This window comes from Microlunatus spumicola (assembly GCF_039536445.1).
GTDB classification, from domain to species: Bacteria; Actinomycetota; Actinomycetes; order Propionibacteriales; family Propionibacteriaceae; genus Microlunatus; species Microlunatus spumicola.
This window is the reverse complement of record NZ_BAAAYR010000003.1, coordinates 75,188-92,724: the sequence shown is the minus strand read 5'-3', so window position 1 is coordinate 92,724 and position 17,537 is coordinate 75,188. Positions and strand designations below refer to the sequence as shown.

The 17,537-nt window shown below is 67.0% G+C and carries 14 protein-coding genes, 1 tRNA gene and 1 other RNA gene; 5 read left to right on the top strand and 11 right to left on the bottom strand.

Annotated features, from left to right (window positions below):
- Positions 1–1,377 (bottom strand): DNA polymerase III subunit gamma and tau (locus ABD665_RS13100; protein ID WP_344742435.1); only part of this gene is annotated, 1,377 nt, incomplete at its 3' end.
- 218 nt (positions 1,378–1,595) lie between these two features.
- Between ABD665_RS13100 and ABD665_RS13095 the strand changes: the two genes are divergently transcribed.
- Complete coding sequence (locus ABD665_RS13095) at positions 1,596–2,459, top strand: DUF72 domain-containing protein (RefSeq protein WP_344742434.1); 864 nt, start codon at positions 1,596–1,598, stop codon at positions 2,457–2,459.
- The gene (locus tag ABD665_RS13090) at positions 2,456–3,088 is read left to right on the top strand and encodes an HAD-IA family hydrolase (protein ID WP_204910262.1); all 633 of its coding nucleotides are present in this window, start codon (positions 2,456–2,458) and stop codon (positions 3,086–3,088) included. Before ABD665_RS13095 ends, ABD665_RS13090 begins: the two co-directional genes overlap by 4 nt.
- A gap of 158 nt (positions 3,089–3,246) precedes the next feature.
- Here the strand turns inward: ABD665_RS13090 and ffs are convergent.
- An RNA gene (gene ffs / locus ABD665_RS13085) (signal recognition particle sRNA small type) lies at positions 3,247–3,343 on the bottom strand.
- A 92-nt stretch (positions 3,344–3,435) separates the two neighbouring features.
- Here ffs and ABD665_RS13080 point away from each other — a divergent pair.
- A tRNA-Ser gene (locus ABD665_RS13080) sits at positions 3,436–3,523 on the top strand.
- Positions 3,524–3,596: 73 nt separating this feature from the next.
- Here the strand turns inward: ABD665_RS13080 and ABD665_RS13075 are convergent.
- The 5 genes from ABD665_RS13075 to ABD665_RS13055 all read right to left on the bottom strand — a co-directional run bounded on the left by ABD665_RS13075 (position 3,597) and on the right by ABD665_RS13055 (position 10,682).
- Complete coding sequence (locus ABD665_RS13075) at positions 3,597–3,920, bottom strand: hypothetical protein (RefSeq protein WP_204915022.1); 324 nt, start codon at positions 3,918–3,920, stop codon at positions 3,597–3,599.
- 203 nt (positions 3,921–4,123) lie between these two features.
- Entirely contained in the window at positions 4,124–4,852 is a 729-nt protein-coding gene (locus tag ABD665_RS13070; protein ID WP_204910263.1) for a methyltransferase domain-containing protein, read from the bottom strand.
- 56 nt (positions 4,853–4,908) lie between these two features.
- Positions 4,909–5,541: a hypothetical protein gene (locus tag ABD665_RS13065; RefSeq protein ID WP_204910264.1), complete on the bottom strand. Its 633-nt coding sequence runs from the start codon at positions 5,539–5,541 to the stop codon at positions 4,909–4,911.
- Positions 5,542–6,858: 1,317 nt separating this feature from the next.
- The gene (locus tag ABD665_RS13060) at positions 6,859–8,727 is read right to left on the bottom strand and encodes a UvrD-helicase domain-containing protein (RefSeq protein ID WP_204910265.1); all 1,869 of its coding nucleotides are present in this window, start codon (positions 8,725–8,727) and stop codon (positions 6,859–6,861) included.
- Positions 8,724–10,682 (bottom strand): AAA family ATPase, encoded by a 1,959-nt coding sequence (locus ABD665_RS13055; RefSeq protein ID WP_204910266.1) that lies wholly within the window; start codon positions 10,680–10,682, stop codon positions 8,724–8,726. Before ABD665_RS13055 ends, ABD665_RS13060 begins: the two co-directional genes overlap by 4 nt.
- 533 nt (positions 10,683–11,215) lie before the next feature.
- Between ABD665_RS13055 and ABD665_RS13050 the strand changes: the two genes are divergently transcribed.
- The gene (locus ABD665_RS13050) at positions 11,216–12,235 is read left to right on the top strand and encodes a substrate-binding domain-containing protein (RefSeq protein WP_204910267.1); all 1,020 of its coding nucleotides are present in this window, start codon (positions 11,216–11,218) and stop codon (positions 12,233–12,235) included.
- A 6-nt stretch (positions 12,236–12,241) separates the two neighbouring features.
- Here ABD665_RS13050 and ABD665_RS13045 read toward each other — a convergent pair whose 3' ends face one another.
- From ABD665_RS13045 to ABD665_RS13030, 4 genes are all read right to left on the bottom strand, one after another.
- Complete coding sequence (locus ABD665_RS13045; RefSeq protein ID WP_204910268.1) at positions 12,242–13,012, bottom strand: glucose 1-dehydrogenase; 771 nt, start codon at positions 13,010–13,012, stop codon at positions 12,242–12,244.
- A complete protein-coding gene (locus tag ABD665_RS13040) occupies positions 13,009–14,040 on the bottom strand; it encodes an alcohol dehydrogenase catalytic domain-containing protein (protein WP_204910269.1) in 1,032 nt (343 codons plus the stop codon). Before ABD665_RS13040 ends, ABD665_RS13045 begins: the two co-directional genes overlap by 4 nt.
- A 133-nt stretch (positions 14,041–14,173) precedes the next feature.
- On the bottom strand, positions 14,174–14,722 hold the full coding sequence (locus ABD665_RS13035; protein ID WP_204910270.1) for a uracil-DNA glycosylase family protein: 549 nt from the start codon (positions 14,720–14,722) through the stop codon (positions 14,174–14,176).
- A 94-nt stretch (positions 14,723–14,816) separates the two neighbouring features.
- Positions 14,817–15,902, bottom strand: a complete 1,086-nt coding sequence (locus ABD665_RS13030) for a fatty acid desaturase (protein ID WP_204910271.1) — start codon at positions 15,900–15,902, stop codon at positions 14,817–14,819.
- Between the two features lie 167 nt (positions 15,903–16,069).
- On the opposite strand from ABD665_RS13030, the gene cls reads away from it, so the two are divergent.
- A complete protein-coding gene (cls, locus tag ABD665_RS13025; protein ID WP_344742433.1) occupies positions 16,070–17,533 on the top strand; it encodes a cardiolipin synthase in 1,464 nt (487 codons plus the stop codon).
- The last annotated feature ends 4 nt before the right edge of the window (positions 17,534–17,537 follow it).

Sequence of the window (17,537 nt, the reverse complement as noted above, 5' to 3'; positions counted from 1 at the left end):
CTCCTCGCGGGGAGCCGCCGCCGGGCCCGAGGCCGCCGGTGCAGGAGCAGCCGCGGTCGGCGACGAGGCCGGGAAGGGCGCCGCGGGGGCCGGGGCGGCAGCCGTCGGCGTCGGCGCGGTCCGGGCCTGGGGTGCGGCGGGAGCCGCAGCCGGGGCGTCGGCGGGCGCTCCGCTGACCATGTCCAGGCGGCGCTCGATCCGGTCCAGGCGTGCGTGCAGGCCGCGCTCGTCGACGTCCGCGCCCGGCAGCAGCACGCGGGCGCACATCAGCTCGAGGTGCAGCCGCGGCGCCGTCGTGCCCCGCATGTCGGTCAGCCCGGTCGAGATCACCTCGGCGGCGCGCGCCAGCTCGCCGGAACCGAGCGACGCGGCCTGGGTGGACAGCCGGTCGGCCTGGTCAGGGGCGACGTCGACGAGCCCGGAGGTGAGCGCGTCGGGCACCGCGGCGACGATGACGAGGTCGCGGAGGCGGCGCAGCAGGTCCTCGGCGAAGCGCCGCGGGTCCTGGCCGACCTCGATGACCTTGTCGACGCAGGCGAAGACCCCGCCCGCGTCGCCGACCGCGAACGCGTCCACGAACTCGTCGAGCAGCGAGTCGGGCGTGTAGCCGAGCAGCGCCGTGGCCTGCCGGTAGGAGACGCCGCCCTCGTCCGCCCCGCCGAGGAGCTGGTCGAGCACCGAGAGCGCGTCACGCACCGAGCCGGCGCCGGCGCGGACCACGAGCGGCAGGACCGCCGGCTCCACCGTGATGCCCTCGGCGGCGCAGAGCTTGCCGAGGTAGTCGGTGAGGATCCGCGGCGGCACCAGCCGGAAGGGGTAGTGGTGGGTCCGCGACCGGATCGTCCCGATGACCTTCTCGGGCTCGGTCGTGGCGAAGATGAACTTGACGTGCGGCGGCGGCTCCTCGACCAGCTTGAGCAGGGCGTTGAACCCTGCCGTGGTCACCATGTGCGCCTCGTCGACGATGTAGATCTTGTAGCGGCTCGCGACCGGGGCGAAGAAGGCCCGCTCCCGCAGGTCGCGCGCGTCGTCGACGCCGCCGTGGCTGGCCGCGTCGATCTCGATCACGTCGATGCTGCCGGAACCGCCGGTGGCGAGCTCGCGGCAGGAGCGGCAGTGGCCGCAGGGCTCGGCCCGCGGGCCGTACTCGCAGTTGAGGGCGCGGGCCAGGATCCGGGCCGAGGTGGTCTTGCCGCAGCCGCGCGGTCCCGAGAACAGGTAGGCGTGGTTGACCCGGTTGTTCGCCAGCGCCCGCTGCAGGGGCTGCGTGACGTGGTCCTGGCCGATGACGTCGGCGAAGGTGTCCGGACGGTAGCGGCGGTAGAGCGCCAGCGGCGCCGCCCCGCTGGCCCGGCTGCCCTCGGGCTCGCCGAACAGCGCCTCGTCCTGGACCGTCTGCTCGTACGCCGGGGGCTCGTCGCCCTCCACCCAGGGGTCCTGCGCCGCCTCCGGGTCGATGACCCCAGACCCCGAGAGCAGCACCTCGTCCACGGTCAGAACCTTATGCCCGCCCTCTGACAAACCGTGCCGCGCCGAGGGGCCGCCCGCGACCACCGCTCTCCCACCGACCCCGTCGGCGCGGGAGGATCGGAGGCGTGATCCGGGTGGGCATCTCCGGCTGGACCTACCAGCCGTGGCGCGGGACCTTCTACCCCGCCGGCCTGCCCGTGCGCCGCCAGCTCGCGTACGTGGCGGAGCGGATGACGAGCGTCGAGGTCAACGGCAGCTTCTACGGCCTGCTGCGACCCTCGACCTACGCCCGCTGGACCACCGAGGTCGCGCCCGTGGCCGGGGACGGGTTCGTCTTCGCGGTCAAGGGCAGCCGGTTCATCACGCACATGCGCAAGCTCGTCGAGCCCACGGTCGCGCTGGCCAACTTCTACGCGTCCGGCGTGCTCGCCCTCGCGGAGCGCACCGGCCCGTTCCTGTGGCAGCTGCCGGCCACCTTCCGCTACGACGAGGCGAAGCTCGCCGCGTTCCTCGAGGCGCTCCCCCGCACGGCCGGGGAGGCCGCCGAGCTGGCGGCCCGGCACGACGCCCGGGTCGACGGGGACCGCGCGCTCACGACGACGACCGTGCCGGACCTGCCCCTGCGGCACGCCTTCGAGGTCCGCCACGAGAGCTTCCGCACGCCCGGGTTCAGCGCGCTGCTGCGCCACCACGGCGTCGCCCTCGTGCTGTCGGACAACCCCGGCACCTGGCCGGTGTTCGACGAGGTGACCGCACCGTTCGCGTACGTGCGCCTGCACGGGCACGAGGAGCTCTACGCGAGCGGCTACGACGACGTGGCTCTCCAGGCCTGGGCCGCCAAGGTCCGCGGCTGGTCCGACGCGGGTCTCGACGTCTACGTCTACTGCGACAACGACGCCAAGGTCCGGGCCCCCTTCGACGCCATGGGCCTGCTCGAGCGGCTCGCCGCCAGCGGTCCGGGCGATCCGCTGCCAGACTGGGGCGAGTGAGCGCACCGATCCGAGCCGTCCTCTTCGACTGCGACGGGGTCCTACAGCGTCCCGCGAACGACTGGGCCGGCCAGATCGGCACCGCGACCGGTCTGCACGGCGACGACCTGGAGGCGTTCCTCGACGAGGTCAGCACGGCGGAGCAGCCGGTCCTGGACGGGTCCGAGCCGTTCGCCGTCCCGCTGGCCCGCGTGCTCGCCGGCCGCGGGCTGACCGTCCGGGCCCAGGACCTCCTGCACGTCTGGCAGCACCTCCTGGTGGACGACCGCATGCTCGAGGCCGTCGAGGGCCTCCGGGCGCGGGGCATCCGGTGCGCCATCGCCACGAACCAGCACCGCGAGCGCGCCGTCTACATGCGCCGCGAGCTCGGCTACGACCGGCTCTTCGACCCGATGGTGATCTCCGCCGAGATCGGCGTGGCCAAGCCCGACCCGGAGTACTTCCGCCGCGCGGTCGACCTCCTCGGCCTGCCGGCCGGCCAGGTCCTCTTCGTCGACGACGTCGCCGAGAACGTCGCCTCCGCCCGCAGCGTCGGCCTCGTCGCCGAGCACTTCGCCAAGGACGCCGGCCGCCCGGAGCTCGACCGCATCCTCGCCCTGCACGACCTCGCGGAGCCCCTCGCGGCCTAGGGCCGTAAACGGGGAACGCCCCCTGAGCCTGTCGAAGGGCCCGGAACGGGTCGGCTTCTCCGGGGGTGAGCAGAAGCCGACCTCTTCGAGGCCCTTCGACAAGCTCAGGGGGCGCTGCTGATGACGGCAGGCAGCGTCGCTCGACCAGCGCCTCGAGACGAGAGAGTCCCCCGCGCACCCGGCAGAGCTCACTGACCCTTGCTGCCGTCAAGCCCTGGGGGAGTTGGGTGAGGTGCCGCCACGCGGGGGACCGGCTCTTACTGTACGCGAACCGCTCGGAGGGTCTCGTCGCGCGGCAGAGGCGGACGGGTTCGGCAGGCGGGCTCTCGACGGGTAAGGTTCCGCGCGGAGGATTCGCCTAGAGGCCTATGGCGCTCGCTTGGAAAGCGGGTTGGGTTCACGCCCTCACGAGTTCGAATCTCGTATCCTCCGCCAGCTCATCAGGGGAAACGCGAGGCCGGCCCACGTCGGGGCCGGACACCATCCGGCGCTAGAACCGCTCCCAGAATCAGTTGCGGCCATCCGGAGCCTCCTGGTCCGCCCACAACAGCCCGCTGACCTGGTCCGCGACCGTCCGCCGGATCGTGTCCGTGACGTGCTGGTACCGGGCCGCCATCGCCGTGCTCGGCCAGCCCATGATCCCCATCACCGTCCGCTCCGGCACCCCCAGCACCAGCACCAGCACCAGCACCAGCACCAGCAGCACCGTCGCCGCAGTGTGCGGCGCATCGTGCAGAAGACCGTCCCGCACCCCCGCCGTCCGCAGCAGCGCCTTCCACCGGTGGTAGTCCGAGTTCAGGTTCAGCGACTCCCCGGTCACCGAGGTGAACACGGAGGAACGTCCGTACGACCACGCAGAGACCGTCGTAACTCGAGTTGACTGCCAGCCGACTTGCGGCACGTCAATTTCTGAGACTCGAGAGCCTCTCGATGGGCAGCCAGAGCACGCCACCGAGCTCCTCGAGAAGCTCTGTTCTCGAAGATGCTGGTGAACCCATACATCACCTACAAAGCGCAGGGCCAAGTTACTGTCCACTACTCGGGAAGGAACTGCGCCCTGATCAGAAGGAATCTTGGGTAAGGCCGCGCGACGCTGCGACCGCCCCGCGTCGAGCTAGTCGCGCCAAGTTCGAGCAAGCCTGTGATAGCGAAGCCTGCATCGACAAGACCTTGCACATACCGACCAAGCGGCCGGTGCACGTGGGTGCTCACCTCAGGTGCGGCCGCAGGGGCCCCTGATACTTTCCAGCCGGCCTGTACAAACAACTCGCTGTCGTAGCTGAACCACGGAGCCCCTTCGTAGGCCCAGTAGCGGGGCCACGTCCATGGGTGCGTCAGCGTGGCAATTAGCGTGCCGCCCGGCTGCAGGACAGCGGCGAGGTCTCGCGTGAAGGAGTCGAGGTCATCGACATTCATGAGCACCATATTGGCAACAGTCACGCTAAATAGATGCCGGTGTGACGCACTGAAGGAACGCAAGTCACTCACGTGCAAGGGGACGGCAGGAGCAAGTTGCCGCGCCAGTTGGATACTTCGTCGGCTTGGGTCGACACCGACAAGGTAGTCCACGAGCGGCAGCAACTCCACCGTTAGCTCACCAGTACCGCATCCTACATCGAGAACCCTCAACTCAGGATGACGAGAACGGGCGGCTTGAACCTCTGCTTTGACGGCGGGCATAAGCGTATTCAGGAAAGACGTGTCCGTGCCCTTCGAGATTTCGCTGCGCCGTCGCTCCGCGAGGTTATCCCACTCGCGGACCATCGCATCAGATCCCGGTCGGCCGACGGCACGTACGTCCTCACCAGGTTCAACGTCCGTCATGAACCGCTCGGCGGGATAGTGGCTTGCCTAGTACTGATCTGTTCGAGAACCGTCCTAAGGTCCTCGGCGAGCGTGACTACCGGATGAGTACGCTCGTCGAATTCTTCAACCAGCACGGTCTCTCCTTGCGGTCGACCCACTGCGACGCTCGGTGCAGCCGTGCCAAGTTGCACCAGCGTGAAGCGGCTTCGCAACTCGCAGTTCAAGTCTGGATAGGTAAACAGCGACGCCCCCTGAGCAGCAAGTTCTGTGGCAAGCGGGGTGGGCTTCGGCAGTACCAAAGTCAGTTCACCTCGTCGGGCCTTGCGATTCAGCAAGTCCCGCACGTCGGAGTGATCCGCCCAAGTCAAGTCGCGCGAGAAGATAGCACACCGACCGCCTCGTTCTAGCAGTGACGTCATGTAGTCGCGAATCTCTCGGCCACTTTGATAGATCTTGGCCGACTCTGCTTTGTATGCCAACCAGTCTCCACGGATATTGATCCCGAAAGCAAGGACCGCAATCACCAGGAGTATCCAGCGCCAAGCAGGAATGTCGTTTTCCGGGGTCCAGCCAAGGAGGAAAAACGCGACAAGGCTGCCAAGGGTTGCAACAGCGGTTATCACCTGCTTGGTAAAGCGTTGCCGCATGGGCTGCCCTTCTGCTGCTACTGCTTCCACTCGCCCGCCTCCTGAGACGGGTCGCGGACTGATCGGAGGTCCGCAGTTGAGCCTAACTGCTTCCGGCACCTAATCCGCACAACGCGCGACCTAGCTGAGCAAGCGTCGCCGACGAGTGCCACCGTGGTGCGCTGGTGTCCGCTCTCACGGCTGGGCAGTCTGCACGCTCCGCTCGACCTCCCTTGCTTCTGGCACCAGCAATTACCGGCGAGTTAGGACGCTGGGGAGCCGGTCGATGGTCATGAATTCGTGAGCCACGCCGTCGACATACGCCGCTGGAGTCAACTCTCGGGTCACGAAAAGGCCGCGGACGCGAACGACGCTCGGGCCGCCAGAGTGCCCCAGATTCCTCCCTCGTAATGCAGCTGGGCTTGCGCGGCTGGTGCTGTCCGCAGTTGTGCGCCATCGCCATATTCATGGGCCAAGATAATCAGGACCTGGAAATTGCGTACGGTCGGCTCGCGCCGCCTCTGCTCGACAGGTTGCCGCACAACTAATTCAAGTACTACCTGTGCTGCCATCGAATTCTCAGTATGTGTGTTCGCCAGGTGCGCCAGGGCCAAGCTGTGCCGCGAAGCCATCCGAGCCTTATCCCGGTCGTCCACGGCGGTGGCCATCTCTGCGGTCCACGACGGTGGCCATTTCTGCGGCGGTCAAAGCCATTACCGCGCGCACGTCCAACTGGCGAAGCCGCTGAATGGTCGAACGTTCCGAAGCTTGTGCAATTTGCTCAATGACTCGGTCTGCCTCAATATCCTCCCATGGGCCAGTCCCCGCGCTGGCCTGGCGTAGGCAGTCCCGCAGCGAAGCATGCACCTGGTCGCGCGGTCGGCGTGTGACGTTTGTGAACCACGGCACCATGGTTCTCTATAGACGCGTCTGGCCGTCCCCCGGTGCACCGTTCGACCGATGCACCCCCAGCCGAGCTGCCTCGGTGACGTCCGCACGCGCCAGGACCGCGCGTAACGTCCAACCCTGCTTCAGAACAAACAAGACAACCAGAGCCTCCCGCCCCCCAAAGTCTGAACGCCCACGGAGGCGCCCCACGAAGACGCCCAGCTCGGAGTGGTCGAATCGGCCCCGTGTCGCACATCAACTGGCGGACGACTGTCGCGCATCACCCGACGGAGGACAACCGCTCCGCCCGCACCGCTGCCGGATCTGGCTCTACTCGATCAAAAGCCTTGCTTCGCTCGGCCATGCGACGCGTGTCCTCGCTACGCTGCGGGCCGCGCCGCCCTTCACTGGACCCGCAGAGTCTGCGTCTCCCGGCAGAAGCCCCGCCGATCAGATCGGCGCACGCACGTCTACGATTTCCCAGCCCGACTTCACTAAGTCTGTGTCGCTGATTGTTAAGCGGTCCGCATGACAGGCGAAGGCAAGCAAACGCATTGGGCGAGTTGCCGCAACGAAAGCGAGCTTGACGGCTGTGCGGCCCTTCGGCGGCAATGCACTCAACTTAGCTGCGCCGGAGAGCAGAGGCCAAACATGGCTTAGGTCGTACTTCTTCCCAGTACCGTCGAGACAATCCACAAGTAAGGTAGCGAAGTGAGTCTCGCCCTTGGCAGCATGCACGGTCTTGACCACAACATCCACCACACCAGTGGGATCGAGAAACGCAGACCCTACCTTCGGCTCCCATGCGGTGGACACGATATCCGGGCTACCCTTGAAACCCAACAGTTCGCACGCCGAGTCGAGAGTGACGGCAATATGCCGTCGAGAATCTGAGGTTTGCAGGTCGCCTGACAGAAGCTGGACGAGGAGGATGTTCAAAGACGGACGCAATTCCTCGGCATCGGCATGCGCTGCCACAAGCAGTGTCGAGGAGGAAACGTCAGCCGGCGGATTGAGATGGGCCGCCTGGCCGTACTGCCAAATCGAGGACATAAGAAGTCGATGAACCTCCCTAAACCTGTCACCCCGCCGCCAGCTGGCCTGTGCGTCGTAGAGGAAGTCCCACGAGGACCCCAACGTCGACGGCGCCCGTGTAAGGCTTGGGCTATAGCAAGCAAGAGACTGCGGAAACTTCTGTGACGACCCGGGGAACCATCGGCTCCCAAGTACACAGATCTCACTACCGGGCGCCGGACTCTCGGATGCAGCTAACTCTCGAAACCTCGCGACAACGGAATGCACGGACTTCTCGTCGTACTTGATGACCACGACGCGCCCCGGCTCCCCCCCTCCGACCAGCTGTTGTGGCTTCTCGACCATGAGTGGGCTCGCGATCGCCGCAATCTCGGTCCCGAATCGGCGACTGCTCCCCAGCTGTATGAGCGGCAGTCTAGACATGTTAGGTGACGTGTGGTAGCCGTAAATGGCTTGATTTGCATCCCCAATCCACTGAACACCCACTTCACCATTCATGCCGAAGATCTTCTCCAGTAGCGCCAATTGCTCCGAGCTTGTGTCCTGACACTCATCGACGAATACGAGCGGAAATCTGTGCCTTATAGCCGAGACCACGCTTGGATGTGTCGTCAGGTAAGCATCTGCCGCTTCAAACATGTCGTTATATCGGAAGCACCCCTTAGCAGCCAAGGACTCCTTGAGCGCAACCAGCTGGGCGCCACTCTTACTCTGCGGCTGCAAGCCGAAAGCGTCGGTGTCAACCACAAGTCTTCCGCCTGAGTGGACGAAACTGAGGTTGCCAATCCCGTATCTGCGCCGCTCAAGGTAGTTCCGCGCAGTTGCGTACTGCCAACCGCCGAGATCTCGCTTAGCCATCGCCTCGAATACCGAATCGTTGACGCTGGCTACCGCGTGACCCCTAGCGTTCAGCCAGGGCGCGGCGAGGAAGCCATTTACGAACGACTGAATAGTTCCCACGAAGTGTGGCGCGGTCTGCAGCCGAGCCGACAAGCCCGGAATGGCACCCACCCGCCCTACAATCTCTTCCCAGGCCACATTTGTGTGAGAGAGCACGCACAGGCCTTGTCGCGCGGACGGCCACCTCTGGAGTAGGGCACTTATCTTTAATCCAAGTAGCGAAGTCTTACCAGAGCCGGGGACAGCTTGTATGTAGGTGCTTCCCGCTGCTTGGAGAAAGGGAAGCTCACTTTCTTCGGATACGTCTAGCGAAAGTTGCCTGGCCGTCTCAGCGATATGCTCGGAGTCGAGCAGTGCTGATATTTGAGCGAGTTGGACGCTCATAGCACACTCAAATACTCGAAGGTCTCCTGAAGGTACTTAGGAAGATCAGTAGAAGCGAGATGTGAGTCATCGAGCAGTTCCGCGAGGAACTGAGCCGTCACAACCTTACTGATGCTTTTATTGCGAAGCGGAGCAAAGATTTTGAGGGCCACCGTCTCGAGCGGCTGCCCGGCGAATTTTGCGGCATCTATTGCAGCATGGGCCTGCGCAATCACTTCCTTCCGTTGCACGTCATCAATAGCGCCCGAGGAATCGGCCTTTGCGGCCAAACTAGCGGCCTGGTGAGCGATGGTCGCGGCCGCCCACGATGCAGCGGCGAAGTCGTACTCTAGGGTCCACGAGTCGGAGACAAAAGTTTTAACCGCACCCTCGTCTTCAGATGACAACTTCGCCCGACGAGCCGCTAGGTCCTCAGCAGAGAACTCGTTGGCCGCCTTCAGTTTGCCCTTCAGTTCCTGAGGCGTGCCGGCCGGTGGAACGTCCATATCCCTGACGCAGGCAACGCGCACCGGCATGGCTTTCCCGTCGGTCCGTTGGAAGATTCGACTGTATCGGAAGAGGCCAACGTGCCCGACGTTGACGACGCTTACTCCGAGCTTGGAGAATGAGTTGCCCACTTTTGCTGCCAGCGCGGGGAGCAGTATGGTTTCGGCATCCCCTTCGACGACAACTACGCCGCGTGCGAAGAAGAGGTTTGACTTGGTGACATCCAAGAAGCGCCTAAGGAAGCGATAGTCGCCGCTCAGGAGACGAGTCTGATTCTGTGCTAGCGAATAGACAGCGTTCTCGGACACTATGGCGAGCGCCTCCACCGGCAGCGCTGAGGCCATGTTGGGGCTATGAGTTGTGACGATGATTTGAACGGGCTTCGTCTCTAGGAGTGGCACGACCCCCGCATCGCTCTCGGCCGTTGCATCAGTGGCTTCCGCAGCTTCTGCGCTAACACTCGACGACAGTCGATTGCCGTCAGCTCGGGAGAGCAGGAGGTCGATCACACGGCTTTGAAGTTGCGGGTGCAGGTGTGCCTCTGGCTCCTCGATGAGCAGGAGAGGCGCCAAGGTAGCGTTATCTAGGAGGAGTAACTCAGCTGACATGAAAAGAGCGTTCGAGTAGCCGAGGCCGTGCCTCAATTTGGGAGCACCCGGTCCTGCCGGGCGAAACGACAGTTCGAGTTTCTCCAGCACTGGCAGGAGGCGCGATGTCGGCGTAAGACCAATCTCGCAATCGAGCTCGTCGCTGCCTACAGCTAGATGCGTCAGATAGTCCTCGCTGATGTGTTGTCGAGCACTCGCGATGACGGCGTTGTCATTGATGCCACGCTCCGCTCTATGCATGAGGCCAACGATGGTACTGGCCGCGTCCGATTCAGCGTCATAGTCACTCGCTGACTGAGTCTGCATATCCGGGTATGCGTTCAGGACCTGCGATAGTCGCGAGCCGCGCCCGGGCCGAAGTTCTACCTCGGCATCCCGCAAGGGGCGAAGGTATGTCGCTCTGAGTAATTCACGCATCCTACCGTCAATTGCCGCTCCGTCGCCACGGGGATTTGATCGAATTGTGACGCTGATACGACCGGGTGGAAGCGCAAGTTGTTCGGCGGTTAAGGTGACGAAGAGTTCATGTTCGCCATTCGTCGCCGGAGTCAATATCTCGAGAAAATCGGCCCGCTCCTCAGGGCTGAGCTTCGCAAAGCGACAAGTAATCATGAACCTTGTCGCTTGTCGCGCAGCGTCGGCATAGAAGTCGTCGGGAGTAATTCGGAAGTAGTCGTTAGCGCTCGTCAGAAGGACCAGGCGTATCGCATCTATGATCGACGTCTTGCCACTATCGTTCTCTCCAACAAGCGCCGTCAGGCCCTCATTGAAAAAGACGCTGCGGTAAGCCGTATCACCCGGAGCTGCGTTTGGACCCGAGAAACCCCGATAGTCCTGCAGCCTGAGTTCGGCAAGGTACACGGGCGGCAGCCCTCTCGTCTCGGAATCGGCGACTCGCACCCGCGTCAATAGCGGATGCATGTCACCCTATCCACACACCTAAGGGAGGGGGTGGCGCGGCGCTGAATCAATCGACATTTCGGGTAGCCGCATCTGCCACCGCAGCCCGACGTACCTGCGCGGCACGCGTCCCCTCCGAACTGGGACGGATGAGTCACCGAAGGCCGTGCCCGGGCATGGCCGTGGCCGCTCATCATGCTGAGGCTCGCGGTCGCACCCCAGGTCCGGTCTTGTTCGTACCGCAGCCATCAGTCTCACTTCTAGTCTCAGTTGCCACCGTTCGTCCTCGTCTGCTGCCGTCGGGGCGAGGCCTACTCGCGCGCGGAGGTAGTCGCGAACCTTCTGGGGATAGCGGTTCTCTGACTTGGAAAGCGGGCTGGGTTCACGCCCTCACGAGTTCGAATCTCGTATCCTCCGCCAGCGGCCGGCGTACGCCCGGCCTGCCTCTGCCCGACGAGCAAGCTCGTTGCGCAACACGTTGCTAGAGTCCGTTCGTGGCTCCGCGCACCCGAGGCTCGGCGACCATGGCCGACATCGCCCGGCTCAGCGGCGTCTCGGTCACCACCGTCTCGCACGTCATCAACCGCACCCGCCCGGTGCGCGAGGAGACCGAGGCCGCGGTCCTCGCGGCCGCCGGTCAGCTCGGCTACCAGGCCGCCCCCGCCGGCGGTGCGACCGGACGGGTCCTCGGGATCGCCTCGTCGGCGTTCTCGAACCCCTCCTTCAGCGACCTGCTGCACGGGATCGAGCAGGTCGCCTCCCGCAACGGCTACTCGCTGCTGCTGTCCGACACCCGCGACGACGCGGTCACCGAGCTGCGGGCGATGACCGAGCTCATCGACCACCGCGTGCAGGCGATCCTGCTCGCGCCGTCGGCGGAACCGGGCGCGGCGCTGGACTACGCGCGCGGTCAGGACGTCCCGGTCGTCGTGCTGGACCGGATGGTCGACGCCGCGGTCGACCAGGTCGGCTCGGACAACGTCGACTCGATCGGCGTGCTGGTCGACCACCTCGCCGGGCTCGGGCACACCCGGATCGCCATGATCAGCGGGATGCCGGGCCTCAGCACGACCGAGGAGCGCGTCGAGGGCTTCCGCCGGGCGACCGCGCGGCACGGCATCGCGCTGGACGACGGCAGCGTCGTGTCGGGCCAGGGCGCCGACGAGGCCTCGCAGGAGGCGATGACCCGGCTGATGACCTCGGCGCAGCCGCCCACGGCGGTCGTGACCGGCAACAACCGGGCCACGATCGGGGCCATGCGGGCCGCCCGCCACCTCGGCGTCGAGGTGCCGCGCGACGTCGCGCTCGTGGGCTACGACGACTTCGACTGGGCGGACCTGTTCCACCCCCGCCTGACGGTCATCGCGCAGCCGACGACCCAGATCGGGGAGAGCGCCGTCGACCTGGCGGTCTCGCGCATCCTCGACCCCGACCGGGCACCGCGGCGGCTCACGCTGGCGACGACGTTCGTGCACCGGGAGTCGTGCGGGTGCGACCCGCACGACCCCCGGTAGGGACGATCAGTAGACGGTGTAGCCGCCGTCGATCACCAGCACGGACCCCGTGACGAACGCGGCCGCGTCGCTGGCCAGGAACACCACGCTGCCGGCGATCTCGCTCGGGACGGCGTAGCGCTGCTGCGGGGCGTCCTCGATCCACTGCCGACGGAACTGCGGCTCGTCGACCGGGGCCATCTCGGTCTTGACGTAGCCCGGGGCGACGGCGTTGACGCGGATGCCGTCCTGCGCCCACTCCGCCGCGAGCGACTTCGTGAGCTGGTGCACCGCGGCCTTGGACGCGTTGTACGCGGCCTGGTTCTGCGGGCGGTTGACGATCAGGGCCGAGATCGACCCGATGTTGACGATCGAGCCGCCGCCCCGGGTGCGCATGTGCGTCCCGACGGCCCGGCTGCACTTGAACAGCGCCCGGACGTTGAGGTTGAACACGTGGTCCCACTCGTCGTCCGGCACGTCCCACGAGTCGCGGTGGTAGCAGATGCCCGCGTTGTTCACGAGGACGTCGATGCTGCCGAGCCGCTCGATCGTCTCCTGGACCATCCGCTCGACGTCGGCGTCCTGGGTGATGTCGGCGACCAGGGACTCGACCTGCAGGCCGTCGGCGCGCATCTTCTCGATCGCGACCTCGTTCTGCGCCGCGTCGCGGCTGGCGATCATCACGCGGGCGCCGGCCTCGGCCAGCCCGCGGGCGAAGGCCTCGCCCAGCCCGCGGTTGCCGCCGGTCACCAGGGCGGTGCGCCCGGCGAGCGAGAACCCGTCCAGCACGCCGCTCATCGGACGGCCACGATCGACTTGAGGCTGCCCGGCTGCAGGTCGGCGTTGAGCGCGTTCTCCACGTCGTCCAGGCCGAAGCGGCCCGTCACGAGCGGGTCGAGCTCCACCTGCCCGGTCGCCACCAGGTGCGCCCCGAGGGGCCAGGTGTCGGTGTAACGGAACACGCCGGTCACGTTCAGCTCCTTGTTCATGATGGTGGGGATGGGCATCGCCACGGTGTCGGAACCCGTCCCGACGATGACGACGGTGCCCGCGCCGCGGACCGACTCCATGCCGGCGACGATGGCCGCGGGCACGCCGCAGGCGTCGATGAAGCAGTCGACCTGCAGATCGGTGGTGTCCACCTGCGTCGGGTCGACCGTGGCGGTCGCGCCGAAGCGCTCGGCCATCTTGCGGCGGTCGGCGACCGGGTCGGAGACGATGATCTCGGCGGCGCCGAACGCCCGTGCGGCCTGCGCGGTGATGACGCCGATCGGTCCACCGCCGGCGATGAGGACCCGCGAGCCCGGGACGATCCGGCCCTTGCGCGCCGCGGCGATCCCGACGGACAGGGGCTCGAGGAGCGCCGCCGCCTCGTCGCTGATCGAGTCGGGCACGGGGTGGGCGAAGTCCTCCTCGATGGCCACGTACTCGCAGAACGCGCCGTCGATCGGCGGGGTCGCGTAGAACTCCATGAACGGGCAGAGGTTGTAGCGGCCGGCCTTGCACTGGCTGCAGCGGCGGCACGGCTTCTGCGGCTCCACGGCGACGCGCTGCCCGATGCGGGAGGCGTCGACCCCGGCGCCGACGGCGACGATCGTGCCGGAGAGCTCGTGGCCCAGCACCAGCGGGGCGTCGACCACGAACGGGCCGATGCGGCCGTCGCGGTAGTAGTGCACGTCGGAGCCGCAGACCCCGACCTTGGAGACCTGCACGAGCACCTGGTCGCCCTCGGGGACGGGCACGGCCCGCTCCTCCATGCCGAGCGCCTTCTGGCCGGTCAGCACGCTGACCCTCATGCTCGTGGCGACGCTGCCTGCTGGTGTCATCGGTGAGTCCTTCTGCTCGAGCAGCCCTGCCCGGGGACGGAACCGCAGCTGTCGGAGACGTACGCCTCCCGCCCGCGATCCTGCCATCTGCACGACGGGCGACGCAACAAGTTGCGCAATCCTTGCGACCTGCTCAGGGACGCGCGTGCCCCAGGTGCTCGAGGAAGTCGGCGAGGTCGGTCCAGAGCGCCAGCCGCAGCGCGAGGGACATGCCGTTGTTGGCCCCCGAGGGACCGGGCAGCACGAAGGCGGGGACCCCGGCCACGGTCCAGGCCAGCTCGCCGTAGCCCTGCGGGAGCCGCTCCCCCGCGCCGCGGGCGTACCAGGTGGCGGCGGTCTTGCTCACGAACGCGACCACCGGCGGCGCGACCGCCCGCACGGCCCGGTCGAAGGGGCCCCGGTGGATGACCGTCTCGGGTTCCTGGCCGGCCCGTCGGACGCGCTCGATGACCAGGTCGGTGAGGCCGACCCCGAGGCCGGGCAGGCGTCCGGCGTCGTCCGGGCCCAGGCGTTCGCCGACCAGGCCGCTCCCCTCCAGGAGCTCCCAGAAGCGGTTGCCCGCCCCCGCGTAGTAGCGCTCCGGCCGGTGCCCGCGGCCGAGCGTGCCGGTGATGACGACCCGCAGCCCCGGGCGCAGCAGCGTCCGGTCGGGGCGTACGTCGGCGGGTTCGGCGCGGTCCACGCCCGCCATCCCAGCAGAACCACCGAAACGGCCGGGCCGGAGACGCAGGACGGCCCGCACCCCGAGGGGTGCGGGCCGTCGCAGGAGCCGTGGCTCAGCCGAAGCGCATGTTGCCCGCGGCGGGGCAGTCGAACGGGTCGCGCGCCTTGAGGCCGACGCGGTCGAGGTGACCCAGGACCGAGTGATAGGCGCGGATCAGGTTGGTCTCGGTGTACGGCACGTCCAGCGTGCGGCAGTGCTCGCGGACCATGGCCCGGGCGGCGCGCAGGTGCGGGCGCGGCATGCTCGGGAACAGGTGGTGCTCGACCTGGTAGTTGAGCCCGCCCATGAGGACGCTCATCCAGAACCCGCCGGTGATGTTGCGCGAGGTGCGGACCTGCTTGCTCAGGAAGTCGAGCTTCACGTCGGCGGGGACGATCGGCATGCCCATGTGGTTCGGCGCGAAGGTGGCGCCCATGTAGAAGCCGAAGATCGCCAGCTGCACGCCGATGAAGGCGGCGGCCATGCCCAGCGGGAGGAACCAGAAGAGCACGCCGGCGTACAGGCCGAAGCGCAGCGCCAGCATCGTCAGCTCGGTGCGGCGGCCCTTGACCGGGCCGCGCTGCAGCAGGGACTGGACGGACTTGAGGTGGAGGTTGACGCCCTCCAGGAAGAGCAGCGGGAAGAACAGCCACGACTGACGGCTGGTGAACCAGCGGGAGAGGCCCCGCTGCTTGGCGGCGTCGGCCTCGACGAAGGAGAAGGTGTCCCGCTCGATGTCGGGGTCCTTGCCCACCTGGTTCGGGTTGCCGTGGTGCTTGGTGTGCTTGTGCATCCACCAGCTGTAGCTGAGCCCGGCGAAGCCGACCGCGAGGATCCGGCCGCTGCGGTCGTTGGCCTTGCCCGAGGTGAAGATCTGGCGGTGCGAGGCCTCGTGGCCCAGGAAGGCGAACTGCGTCAGCACCAGCCCGAGCGCGCCGGCCATGAGCAGCTGGAGCCAGGACTCACCGAGGAGCACGACGCCCGTGGCGATGCCGCCGAGCGCCAGCAGCAGGACCCCGAACACCAGCACGTAGAAGCCGCGGGCCCGGGCCAGCAGACCGGCCGTGCGGACCTGGGCGGTCAGCGCGGTGAAGCTGCGGGTGAGGGGCTGCGCCGCGAGGCGGGCGGTGGCTCTGCCTGCGGGGTCGGGTGAAAGCACGTGGGGTCGCTCCTGGTTCGGTCTCCGAGGGCTTCCCAGCCGGGATGCAAGCAGGAACCGAAAGGTCGTCACTCCGACCGGCGCTCACCAGATGTTCATAGTTTAACCGGCAAGCGGTGAGGGAACGAGGATCTCTACCCTGGCTCCACCCCTGTAGTTTGCGGCGGGTGTTCGACCTCCTGAACGGCCTCAGCGGCACCGGCCTGTTCGTGGGTCTCGAGATCGCGCTGATCGCGGTCGCCCTGGTGATCGCGCCCCGCAACCGGCAGCCCAGCTCGGCGTTGGCGTGGGTGCTGCTGATGGCCCTGATCCCGCTGCTCGGCATCCTGCTGTTCGTCCTGATCGGCAGCCCCAAGCTGACCCGGCGGCGCCGCGAGAAGCAGCAGAACATGAACGCCCTGATCTCCGAGGTGGCCCGGGGCGTGGGGCCGGTCCGGGCCGGCGAGGACGCGCCGCCCTGGTTCCCGTCGGTCTCCGCGCTGGTGGAGTCCGTCGGCTCGATGCCGCTGCTGCAGGACAACGACGCCCGCATGGTGATGGGCTTCGGTGAGCAGCTGCGGACCCTCGTCGAGGCCGTCGACGGAGCCGAGCGCTACGTGCACGTCGAGTTCTACATCACCATCCGCGACGCGACCACGGAACCCTTCTTCGCCGCCCTGCGCCGGGCGGTGGAGCGCGGCGTGACCGTGCGGCTGCTGCTCGACCACATGGGCACCCGGCCCTACCCGGGCTACCGGAAGACGCTGCAGGCGCTCAGCGAGGCGGGCGTCCTGTGGCACCTGATGCTCCCGGTGCAGCCGCTGAAGGGCCGTTGGCAGCGTCCCGACCTGCGTAACCACCGCAAGCTGCTGGTCGTCGACGGCGACGTCGGCTTCGTCGGGTCGCTCAACATGATCGACCCCAGCTACGACAAGCGGGGCAACCGGCGGCGCGGCCTGCAGTGGGTGGATGAGCTCTGCGAGGTGCACGGGCCGGTCGTGCACGAGATCGACGCGCTCTTCGTGACCGACTGGTACTGCGAGACCGACGAGCTGCTGAGCAGCTCCCGCGAGCAGTCCTCCGACGAGCAGCGCGACGGCGGGCTGCTCGCCCAGGTCGCGCCGAGCGGGCCGGCGTACGAGGCCGAGAACAACCTCGCGCTGTTCAACAGCTTGCTCTACCACGCGACGTCACGGATCAGCATCACGAGCCCGTACTTCGTGCCGGACCAGTCGCTGCTCGGCGCGATCACCACCGCGGCCCGGCGCGGCGTCGCGGTCGAGCTCTTCGTCGGGGAGATCGGCGACCAGTTCGTGGTCTTCCACGCCCAGCACTCCTACTACGCCGAGCTGCTGGCGGCCGGCGTGCGGATCTACCTCTACCCCGGGCCGAACATCCTGCACTCCAAGCACATCTCCATCGACGACCAGGTGGCCGTGGTCGGCTCGTCGAACATGGACATCCGCAGCTTCCAGCTCGACCTCGAGGTCATGCTCATGGTCTGCGGGAGGTCCTTCGTCGACCAGGTCAAGGCGGTCGAGGACCGCTACCGCCGCCTGTCGCGCGAGCTCACGGCCGCCGAGTGGGCCGAGCGCGGCTTCGCCCGCAGCGTCATCGACAACCTGATGCGGCTCACCTCCGCCGTCCAGTAGCGCG

What these genes read in the sequence shown, in the direction of transcription:
- ABD665_RS13065 (WP_204910264.1), bottom strand. Translation starts at nt 5,541, where the DNA reads ATGCGGCAACGCTTTACCAAGCAGGTGATAACCGCTGTTGCAACCCTT.
- ABD665_RS13040 (WP_204910269.1), bottom strand. Translation starts at nt 14,040, where the DNA reads ATGACACCAGCAGGCAGCGTCGCCACGAGCATGAGGGTCAGCGTGCTG.
- ABD665_RS13045 (WP_204910268.1), bottom strand. Translation starts at nt 13,012, where the DNA reads ATGAGCGGCGTGCTGGACGGGTTCTCGCTCGCCGGGCGCACCGCCCTG.
- ABD665_RS13060 (WP_204910265.1), bottom strand. Translation starts at nt 8,727, where the DNA reads ATGAGCGTCCAACTCGCTCAAATATCAGCACTGCTCGACTCCGAGCAT.
- ABD665_RS13070 (WP_204910263.1), bottom strand. Translation starts at nt 4,852, where the DNA reads ATGGTCCGCGAGTGGGATAACCTCGCGGAGCGACGGCGCAGCGAAATC.